General features: G+C 63.2%; 14 protein-coding genes. 13 read left to right on the forward strand and 1 reads right to left on the reverse strand.

The features are described 5' to 3' along the window. Positions 1-142 precede the first annotated feature (142 nt). The gene (gene glgA, locus KHP60_RS01770) at positions 143-1,669 is read left to right on the forward strand and encodes a glycogen synthase GlgA (RefSeq protein ID WP_213561821.1); all 1,527 of its coding nucleotides are present in this window, start codon (positions 143-145) and stop codon (positions 1,667-1,669) included. A gap of 275 nt (positions 1,670-1,944) precedes the next feature. Here glgA and KHP60_RS01775 read toward each other — a convergent pair whose 3' ends face one another. Beyond that, positions 1,945-2,742 carry a transporter substrate-binding domain-containing protein gene (locus KHP60_RS01775; RefSeq protein ID WP_213561822.1) on the reverse strand — a complete coding sequence of 266 codons (798 nt, stop codon included), beginning with the start codon at positions 2,740-2,742 and terminating at the stop codon, positions 1,945-1,947. Between the two features lie 608 nt (positions 2,743-3,350). On the opposite strand from KHP60_RS01775, the gene urtA reads away from it, so the two are divergent. The 12 genes from urtA to KHP60_RS01835 all read left to right on the forward strand — a co-directional run bounded on the left by urtA (position 3,351) and on the right by KHP60_RS01835 (position 14,424). Next, entirely contained in the window at positions 3,351-4,607 is a 1,257-nt protein-coding gene (gene urtA, locus KHP60_RS01780) for an urea ABC transporter substrate-binding protein (protein ID WP_213561898.1), read from the forward strand. A 71-nt stretch (positions 4,608-4,678) separates the two neighbouring features. Further along, the gene (gene urtB / locus KHP60_RS01785) at positions 4,679-6,268 is read left to right on the forward strand and encodes an urea ABC transporter permease subunit UrtB (protein WP_213561824.1); all 1,590 of its coding nucleotides are present in this window, start codon (positions 4,679-4,681) and stop codon (positions 6,266-6,268) included. Next, positions 6,265-7,401 carry an urea ABC transporter permease subunit UrtC gene (gene urtC / locus KHP60_RS01790; RefSeq protein ID WP_213561825.1) on the forward strand — a complete coding sequence of 379 codons (1,137 nt, stop codon included), beginning with the start codon at positions 6,265-6,267 and terminating at the stop codon, positions 7,399-7,401. The genes urtB and urtC overlap by 4 nt, the downstream gene beginning before the upstream one ends. Positions 7,402-7,404: 3 nt before the next feature. Next, positions 7,405-8,157: an urea ABC transporter ATP-binding protein UrtD gene (gene urtD / locus KHP60_RS01795; protein WP_213561827.1), complete on the forward strand. Its 753-nt coding sequence runs from the start codon at positions 7,405-7,407 to the stop codon at positions 8,155-8,157. Positions 8,158-8,159: 2 nt separating this feature from the next. Next, complete coding sequence (urtE, locus tag KHP60_RS01800; protein ID WP_213561899.1) at positions 8,160-8,855, forward strand: urea ABC transporter ATP-binding subunit UrtE; 696 nt, start codon at positions 8,160-8,162, stop codon at positions 8,853-8,855. A gap of 115 nt (positions 8,856-8,970) precedes the next feature. Next, positions 8,971-9,684 (forward strand): urease accessory protein UreD, encoded by a 714-nt coding sequence (locus KHP60_RS01805; protein ID WP_249688398.1) that lies wholly within the window; start codon positions 8,971-8,973, stop codon positions 9,682-9,684. A 9-nt stretch (positions 9,685-9,693) separates the two neighbouring features. Continuing rightward, entirely contained in the window at positions 9,694-10,314 is a 621-nt protein-coding gene (locus KHP60_RS01810; RefSeq protein WP_213561829.1) for an urease subunit gamma, read from the forward strand. Further along, positions 10,314-12,041, forward strand: coding sequence for an urease subunit alpha (gene ureC, locus KHP60_RS01815; RefSeq protein ID WP_213561830.1), 1,728 nt, complete (start codon positions 10,314-10,316; stop codon positions 12,039-12,041). The genes KHP60_RS01810 and ureC overlap by 1 nt, the downstream gene beginning before the upstream one ends. Before the next feature lies 1 nt (position 12,042). Then, positions 12,043-12,525 carry an urease accessory protein UreE gene (locus KHP60_RS01820; RefSeq protein WP_213561832.1) on the forward strand — a complete coding sequence of 161 codons (483 nt, stop codon included), beginning with the start codon at positions 12,043-12,045 and terminating at the stop codon, positions 12,523-12,525. Further along, positions 12,518-13,219 (forward strand): urease accessory protein UreF, encoded by a 702-nt coding sequence (locus KHP60_RS01825; protein ID WP_213561833.1) that lies wholly within the window; start codon positions 12,518-12,520, stop codon positions 13,217-13,219. The genes KHP60_RS01820 and KHP60_RS01825 overlap by 8 nt, the downstream gene beginning before the upstream one ends. After that, on the forward strand, positions 13,216-13,839 hold the full coding sequence (gene ureG / locus KHP60_RS01830) for an urease accessory protein UreG (protein WP_213561837.1): 624 nt from the start codon (positions 13,216-13,218) through the stop codon (positions 13,837-13,839). Before KHP60_RS01825 ends, ureG begins: the two co-directional genes overlap by 4 nt. 15 nt (positions 13,840-13,854) lie before the next feature. Beyond that, a complete protein-coding gene (locus KHP60_RS01835; RefSeq protein WP_213561839.1) occupies positions 13,855-14,424 on the forward strand; it encodes a HupE/UreJ family protein in 570 nt (189 codons plus the stop codon). Positions 14,425-14,428 lie beyond the last annotated feature (4 nt).

A 14,428-nucleotide genomic window follows, 5' to 3' on the forward strand; every position in this document is an offset into this window, starting at 1 on the left:
ATTGCGGAATGGCAGCTCCGGCCGTCTGAGTTAGTCAGAAATTTTCCGAAAATTCTGTGGAACCTATTCGGGACCGAGAGAGTTAGACAGCGCGACTGCCTATGGCGCGGGGGGTCGCTGGGGATCGCGCCGCTGAGCGAACATGCTGGAATCATTGCACCTGGAGGCCAATGTGGCTCTCCCGACGGCGGCGCATGCCGAATTGAAGGACAACGTCCAGCCGTCGATTTCCGTCAGACGACGTCAGTCCATCCTTTTCGTCACCTCCGAGATCGCCGATTACATCAAGGCCGGGGGCCTCGGCGAGGTTTCCGCCGCCCTGCCGCGGGCGCTGCGCCACCATTACGACGTGCGCATTCTGATCCCGGGCTATCGCCAGGTTCTGTCGCAGATCGGACCTGTCGAGGAGATTGCGCGCCTGCCGGCCTCCTTCGGGATTCCCGCCTGCGGCCTGGGGCGCGGGACGACGCAGGATGGCTTGACGGTTTACGTTCTGCTCTGCCCTGAACTCTATGATCGCGATGGTTCGCCTTATGTCGACGGCTTCGGCGCGGACTGGAGCGACAACGATATCCGCTTCGCACGCCTCGGCCTGGCCGCCGCCGACATCGCCTGCGGCAACGGCGACCATCTGTGGCGCGCCGATCTCTTGCATCTCAACGATTGGCCGTCGGGGCTCGCATCGGCTTATCTTGCTTGGCGCGGTCAGCATATCCCGACGATCCTGACCATTCACAACCTTGCCTACCAGGGAAACTTCGATCGCAGCCGGCTGTCCCATCTCGGAATTCCCGATGCTGCCTTTCAGATCAACGGCGTCGAGTTCTATGGCAAGCTCTCCTTCCTGAAGGCGGGCATTTATTACTCGTCCCATATCACGACCGTCAGCTCCACCTACGCCCAGGAGATCACCCGGCCGGAATTCGGCTGCGGCCTCGACGGGCTGCTCCGGACCTGTGCGGAACAGGGACGGCTGGACGGCATCATCAACGGCATCGACGAAAGCTGGGATCCGAGCACGGATCCCTATCTGGTGAGCCCGTTCTCCGCGGAGAATTGCCGCGGCAAGCGCGCCAATGCCAATAATGTGCGCGACAATTTCGGGCTTGCGCTGTCGAACGGGCCGCTTTTCGCCGTGGTATCGCGTCTCGTCCATCAGAAGGGTGTCGACCTTGCCATTTCGGCGGCGGAAACCATCGTGTCGCAGGGCGGGCAGATCGCCGTCATCGGTCAGGGCGAGCCCCGCTTCGAGGCGGAGCTTCAGGCGCTCACCCGCCGTCATCCGGGTTCCGTCGGCGTGAAGATCGGCTATGACGAGGGAGACGCGCGGCGCATGTATGCGGGCAGCGACTTCCTGCTCATGCCCTCGCGCTTCGAGCCCTGCGGCCTGAGCCAGATGTATGCGCAGCGGTTCGGCTCGCTGCCGATCGCGCACAGGACGGGTGGTCTTGCCGACACCATCGAGGACGGCGTCAACGGGTTCCTGTTCGGAGAGCCTTCGCTCAACCGCTTCAAGGACGCCATCAGGCGCGGGCTCGACGCGTTCCGCTCACGTCCCCGTCTTACGGCCATGCGCCGGGCGGCGATGCAGCGGCCGCACGGGTGGGATCGTTCCGCGTCACGCTATCAGGAAGTCTACGAGCGGGCGCGCCGGGCCGCGTTCACGTGATCTTTCGGCACTCTGACGACACGGCATTCGGGAGCAAAATTCACCAGACTTGATCCGGTCGCCCCGGCCGCTTTTCCGGAGTGGTGCAGAGTGAGAGTTGAAGCAAAGCCGACGAAGATGCGCCAATTGTAGAGGAGCATCGGCGCCTGACTGCCCGATTCTGTTCGCCCTCGCTCCCCAGGCAGGCGGGCCTTGACCGGCGCGGCCTCACGCGAGACATGCATTCGCTGCGGACGAGAAGTACGCATCGGCTTCGAAGGCACGTGAGGCAGATGTCAGGGGCCGTTCGGAAGTGTAATCCCCACATGACCGCTGCGCGCGATGGCGTCCCGGACGAACCCGGTTCGGACACCCTCCCGTGCGAACGCCTCCAGGCAGGCCAACGCGGCGGGCCGGCCTTTCTGAAGTGAGAGGGCTACGGGTTGTGCTGCGAAGTTCTCGTCCAGACTACGGTGGCCCGGCAGCAGCTTCAGGCGGCCGGGCACGTTCCAGCGCGCAAGCGCCATCACGTCGGCATTCCCCGATCGCACGAGCTCAATGGACGCCTGCTCGTTCTCCGCCCGGATCAGCTCAGCGTGCCGTATGATGTTGGTCAGATAGAGATCGGTGGGGTTGTTCTTGACCACTGCAATGCGCGTGCCGGAACGATCGGCGTCAGCAGCGACGCGAATGTCTGACCCGGCCGGAACAAGGTAGGTGGCCTCGTCCAGCATGACGGTGGGGGAGTAGTCGAAAAGTGCGCGGCGCTCGGGCGTGACAACGCTGATCGCGATGTCCCACTCACCTGCGCGACCCTTCTCGATCAAACTCGACAGGTTGGAATGGGGCAACGGTGTCAGTGTGAGGCCGAGTTGTTTGCCGAGAGCGGTCCCGAGTTCGATGGCAAGGCCCTGAAGCCGGTCGCTTCCCGGATCGCGGGTCGCCCAGAGACCCACCAGCGCGAAGCCGAGCCGCAACGATCCTGTCGGGGCAACCTCCATCCGAGCCGCCGGGTTGGCACATGCCGAAAGCGGCGGGAGCTTCCCCGTGCCTTGTGCGCCGACCGGGCCGACCAGCGCAAGCAAGATCGCCACGACAGTGCTTGGGAGATACCGGAATGGATGTTGGGGTGTTCGCCACATGGCCGCACCTGTCCCGATTAGGCGGTCGTTTTATACCATGTTCGCGGATCCCTGTCCTTGCTGTTACCTCGTTCTCCTATTCCGATGGCTGCTCTGGAGCAGAATGCATTTCCCGTCAGTCAGTTATTCGAGGTGTGACGGATTCTGCCACCGAATGCCCTGACGACGGCGAGAATGGCCTGAACGCACGTCGGGCCATTCTCGCTCGCGCATGGGCTGACCCGAAGGGCCGCGCCAGCGAAAAGCGGATCCGGTTTCCGCGAAGAACGATGCGCTCTTCAAAAAAGTGGGTCCGCTTTTGGGTCCGATGCTCCAAGGCGCAAAAGTGATCTCCGGCGCCATGTTGTTGCAGCCCTATTCTTGAGCCTGTGCCGCTTTTTCAGGCAGATCGCGTGTGATCCTAGTCCCGCCGCCGAGACGATGGGCTTCCGGACACTCTGAAGCATCCGGGATCAATCGCACTGGCATGGTTCTTGCCTCATCACCCGACGCTGCACCTGAAACAGGGCAGCCAAGGGAGAGGATCCATGTCGATGTTGAATATGACCCGCAGACACCTGATGGCGCTGGCCTCCGCCGCGCTGGTTTCCGGCGCCGTGATGGGAACGGCGCAAGCGCAGGAGACGATCAAGGTCGGTGTTCTGCACTCCTTGTCCGGCACGATGGCGATCAGCGAGACGACGCTGAAGGATGTCATGCTGATGCTCATCGAGGAGCAGAACACGAAGGGTGGTCTGCTCGGCAAGAAGCTCGAAGCGGTCGTCGTCGATCCGGCTTCCAACTGGCCTCTCTTCGCCGAGAAGGCACGCGAGCTGATCAGTCAGAGCAAAGTCTCGGCCGTGTTCGGATGCTGGACTTCCGTGTCCCGGAAGTCCGTGCTGCCGGTGTTCAAGGAACTCAACAGCGTTCTCTTCTACCCGGTGCAGTATGAGGGTGAAGAGAGCGAGCGGAATGTGTTCTACACGGGCGCGGCTCCGAACCAGCAGGCCATCCCGGCCGTCGATTATCTCGCCAAGGAAGAGAAGGTCGAGCGCTGGGTTCTAGCCGGCACCGACTACGTCTATCCGCGTACGACCAACAAGATTCTCGAAGCCTATCTGAAGTCCAAGGGCGTGAAGTCCGAGGACATCATGATCAACTACACGCCGTTCGGCCACGCCGATTGGCAGACCATCGTGGCCGACATCAAGAAGTTCGGCTCGGCCGGCAAGAAGACCGCGGTGGTCTCCACCATCAACGGCGATGCCAACGTGCCGTTCTACAAGGAACTCGCCAACCAGGGCGTGAAGGCGACCGACATTCCGGTCGTGGCCTTCTCCGTCGGCGAGGAGGAGCTTGCGGGTATCGACACGAAGCCTCTCGTCGGACACCTGGCCGCCTGGAACTACTTCCAGTCCGTCGACACGCCCGACAACAAGGCGTTCATCGAGAAGTGGAAGACCTTCACCAAGAACGACAAGCGCGTCACCAACGACCCCATGGAAGCTCATGTGATCGGCTTCAACATGTGGGTCAAGGCAGTGGAGAAGGCCGGCTCTACGGATCCGGACAAGGTGATCGACGCCATCGTTGGCGTCGAGGTTCCGAACCTGACGGGCGGCGTCTCCAAGATGCTCCCGAACCACCACATCACCAAGCCGGTTCTCATCGGCGAGATCAAGGAGGACGGACAATTCGACACGGTGTCTCAGACCGACGCGCTCGTTCCGGGCGATGCCTGGTCCAAGTATCTCGACGGATCCAAGGATCTGATTGCCGACTGGAAGGATCTCAAGTGCGGCAACTACAACACCGCGACGAAGAAGTGCGGCGCCTGATCTGAGCGCCTGATGCAACGAGGGCGGCCCTGCGGCCGTCCTCGCCTTGTCCTCCGATTGAAGTTGATTGCATGACCAGCTTGCGCACCTTCCTGCAGGCCTTCGTCCTGCTCGTCGGAATGGCAGCCGCGGCGGTAGCCGGTCCCTATGAGGACGCTCTGCCCAGGTTCGCCGCCGACAGCTATGCCGACACCGAGGCCGCCATCGGGGCCGTGGCAGGCAGCGGCCATGGACAATCATTGAGCCTCGTCGAAGCTCTGCGCGACGAACGACTGATGATCGCCGCAGGGCAGGTCTATATCCGCGATGCTGCCGGCAAATTCGTCGATGCCGCAACCGGGCAGGCGGTCGAGCCTCCGGCCGGCGCAAAGCCCGTACGGGTCAACAACCGCGTTCGCCGCGCCATCGAGGCGGCTCTCGGCAGCATGACCTTGCTCAGCACCGATGCCGGAACACGCCTCGATGCAGCCCGGGCGGTTTTCCGCTCGCGCGACGCGGCAGCTCTTCCGGCGCTCGAGAAGGCCATCGCGCAGGAGAGCGACGCCGACTTGCGGAATGCCCTCGAGAGCGCACGTGCCGCGATCGTTTTGAGCAAACCGGATGCCTCATCGTCGCAGAAGCTGGCAGCCATCGAAATCCTTCACGCACGCGGCGATCAGGATGCGCTGGCTCTGCTCTCTTCGCTACCGCCCGGAACGTCGGCGGATGTGTCGGAGGCTGCAGCCAAGGCGGCCGAGGGCATTCGCTCGCGGCTGGCGCTCTGGAGTGCCGTTCAGAATGTCTGGTACGGTGTCTCCCTCGGCTCCGTCCTGCTGCTGGCGGCCATCGGCCTGTCGATCACCTTCGGCACCATGGGCGTCATCAATATGGCCCATGGTGAGATGGTCATGATCGGAGCCTATGCTACCTTCCTGGTGCAGGAAGTGATCCGGACCCATGCGCCCGGTCTTTTCGGCGCCTCCCTGTTCATCGCGCTGCCGCTCGCGTTCCTCGTGGCCGGCCTGATCGGCATTCTCATCGAGCGCACGGTCATCCGCTTCCTCTACGGGCGGCCGCTCGAGACGCTTCTCGCCACCTGGGGCATATCCCTCATCCTGCAGCAGGGGGTGCGCACGATCTTCGGCCCGACCAACCGCGAGGTCGGCACGCCGGCCTGGATGAGCGGGGCCCTGGAGCTCGGCGGCTTGAGCCTCACCTATAACCGTATCGCCATCGTCGTTTTCGCCTTCGCGGTCTTCGCGACCCTGCTTCTCGTGCTGCGGTACACATCGCTTGGGCTGTATGTTCGCGCCGTCACGCAGAACCGGCGCATGGCGGGCTCCATGGGAATCCGGACCAACCGCATCGACGCGCTGGCCTTCGGGCTCGGATCGGGGGTGGCCGGGATCGCCGGCGTGGCGCTCTCGCAGATCGACAATGTCAGCCCCAATCTCGGGCAGGGATACATCATCGACAGCTTCATGGTGGTGGTGTTCGGCGGCGTCGGCAATCTCTGGGGCACGCTGGTGGGCGCCATGACGCTCGGCGTCGCCAACAAGCTGCTCGAGCCCTATGCGGGCGCGGTGCTCGGCAAGATCGTGCTGCTCGTCGCGATCATTCTTTTCATCCAAAGGCGTCCGCGCGGTCTCTTCGCGCTCAAAGGCAGGGCGGTCGAAGCATGACAATGCAATCCGTGCTCGATCGTCAGAGCATCATCGTCCTCCTCCTGCTGGGCGCGGCCGCCATTCTGGTGCCCGTCCTGAACGTGGCAGTGGATCCGGCCTCCCCGTTCCACCTGTCGGACCACCTCGTGCCGCTGCTCGGCAAATATATCTCCTTCGCGCTGCTTGCGCTCTCGGTCGATCTGATCTGGGGCTTCTGCGGCATTCTCTCTCTCGGACACGGCGCCTTCTTCGCGCTCGGCGGCTATGCCATGGGCATGTATCTCATGCGCCAGGTCGGGCCGCGCGGCGTCTATGCCGATCCGATCCTTCCCGATTTCATGGTGTTCCTGAACTGGAAGGAATTGCCCTGGTTCTGGCACGGCTTCGACTGGCTCCCGTTCGCAGCCGTCATGGTGCTGCTTGTGCCGGGCATCCTCGCCTTCGTGTTCGGCTGGTTCGCCTTCCGCTCGCGGGTGACAGGTGTCTATCTTTCCATCATCACGCAGGCGATGACATTCGCCCTGATGCTCGCCTTCTTCCGCAATGACATGGGCTTCGGCGGCAATAATGGACTGACCGACTTCAAGGAGATCCTGGGCTTTCCGATTCAGGCCGCCTCGACGCGGATCGTCCTGTTCGTCCTGTCGGTCGCAGCGCTTGTTGGAGGTTACCTGCTCTGCCGCTGGGTGGTGAGTTCCAAGTTCGGCAAGGTGCTCGTGGCGGTGCGCGACGCGGAGAGCCGTACCCGATTCCTCGGCTATCGTGTCGAGCACTACAAGCTTGCCGTCTTCACGCTCTCGGCCATGCTGGCTGGCGTCGCAGGCGCACTCTACGTCCCGCAGGTCGGCATCATCAACCCGAGCGAATTCGCACCCGCCAATTCCATCGAGGTGGTGATCTGGGTGGCGGTCGGCGGCCGCGGCACGCTGGCAGGCCCCATTCTCGGCGCTCTTCTGGTCAATGCAGGCAAGACCTGGTTCACCGGCGTGCTGCCGGAATTCTGGCTCTTCGCCCTCGGCGGCCTCTTCGTCTTCGTCACGCTCCTGATGCCCCGCGGCATCCTTGGCGCGGCCAAGGATCTCTGGGCGCATGCCGGGCAGCGGCTGAAGTCCCGGCCCATATCCGAACCGGTTTCCCAGGCGGCGGAGTAAGTCATGTCTGCACCCGTCACACCGACGCTTCTCTACCTCGACAACGTCTCCGTGTCCTTCGACGGTTTCCGCGCCTTGAATTCACTGTCGCTTGCGATCGATCATGCGGAGATGCGCGCCATCATCGGCCCCAACGGGGCGGGCAAGACTACGATGATGGATGTGATCACCGGCAAGACTCGTCCGAACGAAGGCACGGCGCTCTTCGAGGGCTCTCACGATCTGACGGCGCTCGACGAAGCTGCGATCGCCGAACTCGGGATCGGTCGGAAGTTCCAGACGCCGACCGTGTTCGAGATGCACAGCGTCGAAGACAACATTCTCCTTGCGCTCAAGGAAAACCGCTCTCCCTTCGCGACGCTTCTGTCGCGGCGTACGGCTCAGGAGCGTGAGCGGATCGAGGCGCTTCTGGAGCGGGTACGCCTGACGGCGCACCGCCACCGCAAGGCGGGGGAACTCTCACACGGTCAGAAGCAATGGCTTGAGATCGGCATGCTGCTGGCGCAGCAGCCCAAGCTCCTGCTGATCGACGAACCCGCCGCCGGAATGACGGACCAGGAAACGGCCGACACGGCCGATCTCCTGCGCGACATCGCGAAGACGCAGGCCGTCATCGTGGTCGAGCATGACATGACCTTCGTGCGTGACCTCGATGTGAAGGTCACATGCCTTCACGAAGGTACGGTGCTCGCCGAGGGAACGCTCGATGCGGTGAGTGCGAACGAGCGCGTGGTCGAAGTTTACCTGGGGCGATGACGATGCTTTCGGTCGACAATCTCTCTCTGTATTACGGTGCCGCACAGGCGCTGCGCAGTGTATCCGTGACCGCTTCGACCGGCGAGGTCACCTGCGTGCTCGGCCGGAACGGCGTTGGCAAGACGTCGTTGCTGCGCGCCATCGCCGGGCACCGGCCGATCGCGGGTGGGAGCATCCACTTCGAGGGCCGTGACATCGCGCGCCTGAAGCCCTTCGAGCGGGCGGCGCTCGGAATCGCCTATGTCCCGCAAGGCCGGGAGATCTTTCCCCTCCTCACCGTCAAGGAAAATCTTGAGACGGGCTTTGCACCCCTGAAGCGCGGCGACAGGAAAATTCCGGATGAGGTCTTCGAGCTGTTTCCCGTCCTGAAATCCATGCTTGGCCGGCGCGGCGGCGATCTTTCTGGCGGGCAGCAGCAGCAATTGGCTATCGGGCGGGCGCTGGTCACCCGTCCGCGTCTCCTTGTGCTCGACGAGCCGACCGAAGGCATCCAGCCTTCCATCATCAAGGATATCGGCCGGGCGATTACCTACTTGCGCGAACGAAAGGATATGGCCATCCTCCTGGTCGAGCAATATTTCGACTTCGCCCGCGACCTCGCCGATCGGTTCGTCGTGATGGAGCGCGGCGAGATCGTGCAGCATGGCGACCGTTCTGCTCTTGAGGGAGACGATGTACGTCAACGCTTGGCCATTTGATGGTCTCTCCCAGTCCGTGTCTCCACAGCGCCAGCGCGCCGTCGGGCGTGTTGCGTTCAGCGCAGCGCGCTTGAGCAGTCGCACACGGCCCATGCAGATCGAAGAGAGCGGATCCATGCGGATCAGGCTCCCGAAAGGCGAGGGAAGTGGTCTCGATGCCGTTCTCGTCAATACGGCCGGAGGCATTGCGTGCGGCGATCGCTTCTCCGTCGGAATCGAGGCGCGCTCCGGCGCTGCGGTAACGGTCGCGACACCCGCGGCCGAGAAGGTCTATCGTTCGGATGGGCCGGTTGCGGAACTGGCGGTCAACCTCAGGCTGGAGGCCGGCACACGGCTCGACTGGCTGCCGCAGGAAACCATTTTGTTCGACAGGGCACGCCTGCGCCGAAAACTCACTGCCGAGATGCCTGACGATGCGAGCCTGACCATGTTCGAGGCCGTCGTGTTCGGACGGGAAGCCCGGGCCGAGCACATCGCGAAGGGCTTGTTCGAGGATTGCTGGCGCATCCGGCGTGGAGGGCGCCTCGTCTACGCCGATACGCTGCGGCTCGGCGGATCGATTGCCGATCTCCTCCAGAAGCCCAGCGTCGGGAAAGGTGCCCGTGCCTTCGCCACCTTGATTCATGTCGCGCCGGATGCCGAGGCGCGCCTCGAAACCGTGCGTGAAAGCATCTCCTCCATTAATGGCTGCGACGCTGCGGCCAGCGCATGGAATGGGCTTCTCGCCGTACGATTCTGCGCCATGAAGGTCGAAGCGCTCCGCGCCGCGGCCGTTCCGTTTCTTCTCGCCTTTCGGCGCGAGCCTCTACCTCGTGTCTGGCTCAGCTAAGGTCGAACCATGCAACTCACCCCCCGTGAAAAAGACAAGCTTCTGATCGCCATGGCCGCCTTGGTCGCCCGCCGGCGTCTGGAGCGCGGCGTGAAGCTCAATCATCCGGAAGCCATCGCCCTCATCACCGATACGGTCGTGGAGGGTGCACGCGACGGACGCTCCGTCGCCGAGCTGATGGAGGCGGGCGCGCATGTCATCACCGCCGATCAGGTCATGGAAGGCGTTGCCGAGATGATCCACGACGTGCAGGTAGAAGCGACTTTTCCCGATGGCACCAAGCTCGTCACCGTGCATCATCCGATCCGTGGCGCGGCGTCCAAGGATGTGCCCGGTGAAGTGATGGCGCAGGAGGGTGAGATCATTTTCAACGAGGGCGCCGAGCGCATCGTGTTGACCGTCGCCAACACGGGCGACCGCCCGATCCAGGTCGGCAGCCACTATCATTTCTTTGAGACGAACCCGGCTTTGTCGTTCGACCGGGAGAGGGCCCGCGGCATGCGGCTCGACATTGCTCCCGGCACGGCTGTGCGTTTCGAGCCCGGCTCGACCCGCGAGGTGGTGCTCATCCCGCTTTCCGGCAAGCGCGAGGTCTATGGATTCCGCCAGGCCGTGATGGGAGCGCTGTGATGTCGAATACCAGAAGGCCCGCTTCCCTCCCGCGCTCCGGCTATGCCGACATGTTCGGCCCGACCAAGGGCGACCGCATTCGTCTTGCCGATACAGCTCTCGTGATCGAGGTGGAGAAGGACTTCACCACCTATGGCGAGGAGGTGAAGTTCGGCGGCGGAAAGGTCATCCGCGACGGCATGGGGCAGGCGCAGACGACCCGGGCCGAGGGCGCGGTCGACACCGTCATCACCAATGCGGTGATCCTCGACCACTGGGGCATCGTGAAGGCCGATATCGGCATCAGAGGCGGCCGGATTGCGGCCATCGGCAAGGCGGGCAATCCGGACGTGCAGCCCAATGTCGACATCATCATCGGGCCCGGCACGGAGATCATCGCGGGCGAGGGCAAGATCATCACGCCCGGCGGCTTCGACTCGCATATCCACTTCATCTGCCCGCAGCAGATCGAAGAGGCGCTCATGTCCGGCATCACCACGATGCTGGGCGGTGGGACAGGCCCGGCGACCGGAACCTTCGCCACCACCTGCACGCCAGGACCGTGGCACATCGCCCGCATGATCGAAGCGGCCGACGCTTTCCCGATGAACCTGGCCTTTACGGGCAAGGGCAATGCCTCCAAGCCGGGTGCTCTGGAAGAAATGATCCAGGCCGGCGCCTGCGCGTTGAAGCTGCATGAGGACTGGGGCACGACACCGGCGGCCATCGATTGCTGCCTTTCCGTCGCCGATGCCTATGACGTGCAGGTGATGATCCACACCGACACGCTCAACGAATCCGGCTTCGTCGAGGATACGATCGCGGCCTTCAAGGGCCGCACGATCCACGCTTTCCACACGGAAGGAGCGGGCGGCGGGCATGCGCCGGACATCATCAAGGTGGCGGGCCTGCCCAATGTGCTGCCGTCCTCCACCAACCCGACGCGGCCCTATACGGTGAACACCATCGACGAGCATCTCGACATGCTCATGGTCTGCCACCATCTCTCGCCCTCGATCCCGGAGGATCTCGCGTTCGCCGAGTGCCGCATCCGCAAGGAGACCATTGCGGCCGAGGATATCCTGCACGACATCGGTGCGCTCTCGATGATGTCTTCCGACAGCCAGGCCATGGGCCGTGTCGGCGAGGTCATCATCCGCACGTGGCAGACGGCTCACAAGATGAAGGTTCAGCGCGGCGCGCTTCCCGGCGAGACCGGTGACAACGACAACTTCCGCGCCCGTCGCTACGTGGCAAAATACACCATCAATCCAGCCATCGCCCACGGCGTGTCCAGGCATGTCGGCTCGGTCGAGGTCGGTAAGCTCGCTGATCTCGTGGTCTGGACTCCGGCATTCTTCGGCGTGAAGCCCGATCTCGTGCTCAAGGGTGGCGCCATCGCGGCGGCCCTGATGGGCGATCCGAACGCCTCGATTCCGACGCCGCAGCCGGTGCATTATCGGCCCATGTTCGGTGCCTACGGGCGGGCTCTTGCCACGACTTCACTCACCTTCGTATCGAAGGCCGCGGTGGAGAATGGGTTGGCGGCGAAGCTCGGTGTCCAGAAGCGGCTCGTTGCCGTCGAGAACGTCCGCAGCGGAATTGGCAAGAAGGACATGGTGCACAACGATGCGACACCTCTGATCGAGGTCGATCCCGAAACCTACGACGTTCGTGCCGACGGCGAGCTGCTTGTCTGCGAGCCCGCCGAGGTCCTTCCCATGGCTCAACGCTACTTCCTGTTCTGACATGATCCGTGCCACATCCATCATCCGTCGCGAAGCCGTCGAGCAGGATCGTATCGTCGATATCATCACTCTCGATCACGGTGACCGCCACCGACGCCGCATCATGCTCAATGCTGATGGCGGAACTGCTTTCCTGCTCGATCTTGGCAAGGCCGATGTGCTGGAGGACGGTGATGCCATCCGGCTGGAGAGCGGCTGGCTCGTCGAGGTGAGGGCCGCGCCGGAGAAGCTCGTGGAGATCACGACGGACGATCCACTCGAACTTCTGACCCTTGCCTGGCATATCGGCAACCGGCACGTGCCGGCGGAGATCACGCGCGCGGCGATCTATATCGGCTATGATCATGTGCTCGTCGACATGTTGCTCGGGCTTGGCGCCAAGGTGGAAATTGTCGAACGTCCCTTCCGCCCGGTCCGCGGCGCCTATCATCACCACGAGGATGGCGGGCATTCCGGCCATCATCATGGACATGACCATGGATGATGCGTCCATCAAAACACAGGGCCCGGGAGACGAGGCAGCAATCCTGCCTCTGTTCGCCTGGCTCTCGCCGTCCTATCCTGTCGGCTGCTATGCCTATTCACACACCCTGGAATGGGCCGTAGAGGCTGGTGACGTCATCGATGAAACGACTCTTGCCACATGGCTGACCGATCTGCTCACTCTCGGTCTCGGCCGCAACGATGCCATTCTTCTGAGCCACGCCTACCGGGCCGTTGAGCAGGGGCATCGCAGTGACCTTGAAACCGTCAATGAACTCGCTCTCGCCTTGTCGCCCTCCGCCGAGCTTTACCTCGAAACCAGTCAGCAGGGACGCAGCTTCCTCGACGCGACCCTTGCGGCCTGGCCATCGCCGCGGCTGCCTTCGCTCGATGGCGATGTTGCCTTTCCTGTCGCCATCGGCATGGCAGCGGCCGCGCATGACATTCCGCTGCCGATTACATCGCGAGCCTATCTCTTCGGCCTCGTGCAGACCCTTGTGTCCGCAGCCATCCGTCTGGCACCCATCGGGCAGACGGCAGGCATCCGCGTGACCGCCGCCCTTGCCGGCACGGTTCAGGACGTCGCACGCCAGGGAATGGCTCTCACGCTCGACGATATCGGCGGCTCGACCTTTCGGGCCGATCTCGGCTCCTTTCATCATGAAAACCAGTATACGAGGCTTTTCCGCTCATGACTTCTCACACGGGACCCCTACGCGTCGGCATCGGCGGACCGGTCGGCTCTGGCAAGACAGCGCTGATGGAAGCACTCTGCAAGACGTTCCGCGAGCGCTACGACATCTGCGCGATCACCAACGACATCTACACCAAGGAGGATGCGCGCCTCCTGACCGTTGCAGGCGCGCTGCCCGTTGAGCGCATCATGGGCGTAGAGACCGGCGGATGTCCGCACACCGCCATTCGCGAGGATGCCTCCATCAACCTTGCGGCCATCGCCACCATGCGCAGGCGCTTCCCGGCACTCGACGTCGTGCTGGTGGAATCCGGCGGCGACAATCTGGCGGCCACGTTCTCGCCCGAACTCGCCGATCTGACGATCTACGTCATCGACGTGGCCGGTGGCGAGAAGATCCCGCGCAAGGGCGGCCCTGGCATCACGCGCTCCGATCTCCTCGTGGTCAACAAGATCGATCTGGCTCCCTATGTGGGCGCCAACCTTGCGATCATGGAAGAGGATACCAAGCGCATGCGCGGCCAGCGCCCTTATGTGTTCAGCAATATCCGCGACGGTGTCGGTGTCGGTGCCATCGCCCAGTTCATCGAACAGGCCGGCGGCCTGTCGTCAGCGGCCTAAAAGGGGTTTTCCAGGATGTTCAAGCGCTCAGTTCCTGTCACGATCTTCGTCGCGGCAACCACCCCCGCCTTGGCCCATACGGGCCATGACGCCGCCTCAGGTTTTCTCGCAGGTCTCTCGCATCCCCTGGGAGGCCTCGATCATGTTCTTGCCATGGTGAGCGTCGGCCTCTTTGCAGTTCTGCTCGGAGGGAAGGCTCTATGGGCGCTTCCCATGAGCTTCGTGGGGATGATGCTGGCTGGTGGAATTCTGGGCCTGACCGGCATCGAAGTTCCAGCCGTCGAGTTCGGCATCGCGATGTCCATCATCGTTCTAGGTGCTGTCGTGACGTGGGGACGGCAGTGCCCGATCCAGGCGGCGGTTGCGCTCGTCGGCGTCTTTGCCGTCTTCCATGGCTATGCCCATGGCGCGGAAATTCCGTTTGGATCCGACGCTGTTCTCTACAGCCTGGGATTTGCTCTCGCGACTGCCATGCTGCATGGTGCCGGGATCGCTGCCGGTCTGCTCACACTCGGCCATTCCACCGTCATGCGGACTGCCGGCGCAGCGGTGACCATGACAGGCCTTGTCCTCGCTTTGGGCTAATGCC

Origin of the sequence: Microvirga sp. 3-52 (genome assembly GCF_018383585.1) — a bacterium.
Classification (GTDB): domain Bacteria; phylum Pseudomonadota; class Alphaproteobacteria; order Rhizobiales; family Beijerinckiaceae; genus Microvirga.

Excerpts from the sequence above, each read along its gene's own strand:
- KHP60_RS01810 (WP_213561829.1), top strand. The coding sequence starts at position 9,694 with ATGCAACTCACCCCCCGTGAAAAAGACAAGCTTCTGATCGCCATGGCC.
- ureC (WP_213561830.1), top strand. The coding sequence starts at position 10,314 with ATGTCGAATACCAGAAGGCCCGCTTCCCTCCCGCGCTCCGGCTATGCC.
- KHP60_RS01820 (WP_213561832.1), top strand. The coding sequence starts at position 12,043 with ATGATCCGTGCCACATCCATCATCCGTCGCGAAGCCGTCGAGCAGGAT.
- KHP60_RS01805 (WP_249688398.1), top strand. The coding sequence starts at position 8,971 with ATGCGGATCAGGCTCCCGAAAGGCGAGGGAAGTGGTCTCGATGCCGTT.
- glgA (WP_213561821.1), top strand. The coding sequence starts at position 143 with ATGCTGGAATCATTGCACCTGGAGGCCAATGTGGCTCTCCCGACGGCG.
- urtE (WP_213561899.1), top strand. The coding sequence starts at position 8,160 with ATGCTTTCGGTCGACAATCTCTCTCTGTATTACGGTGCCGCACAGGCG.
- urtD (WP_213561827.1), top strand. The coding sequence starts at position 7,405 with ATGTCTGCACCCGTCACACCGACGCTTCTCTACCTCGACAACGTCTCC.
- urtB (WP_213561824.1), top strand. The coding sequence starts at position 4,679 with ATGACCAGCTTGCGCACCTTCCTGCAGGCCTTCGTCCTGCTCGTCGGA.
- urtA (WP_213561898.1), top strand. The coding sequence starts at position 3,351 with ATGGCGCTGGCCTCCGCCGCGCTGGTTTCCGGCGCCGTGATGGGAACG.
- ureG (WP_213561837.1), top strand. The coding sequence starts at position 13,216 with ATGACTTCTCACACGGGACCCCTACGCGTCGGCATCGGCGGACCGGTC.
- urtC (WP_213561825.1), top strand. The coding sequence starts at position 6,265 with ATGACAATGCAATCCGTGCTCGATCGTCAGAGCATCATCGTCCTCCTC.
- KHP60_RS01825 (WP_213561833.1), top strand. The coding sequence starts at position 12,518 with ATGGATGATGCGTCCATCAAAACACAGGGCCCGGGAGACGAGGCAGCA.
- KHP60_RS01835 (WP_213561839.1), top strand. The coding sequence starts at position 13,855 with ATGTTCAAGCGCTCAGTTCCTGTCACGATCTTCGTCGCGGCAACCACC.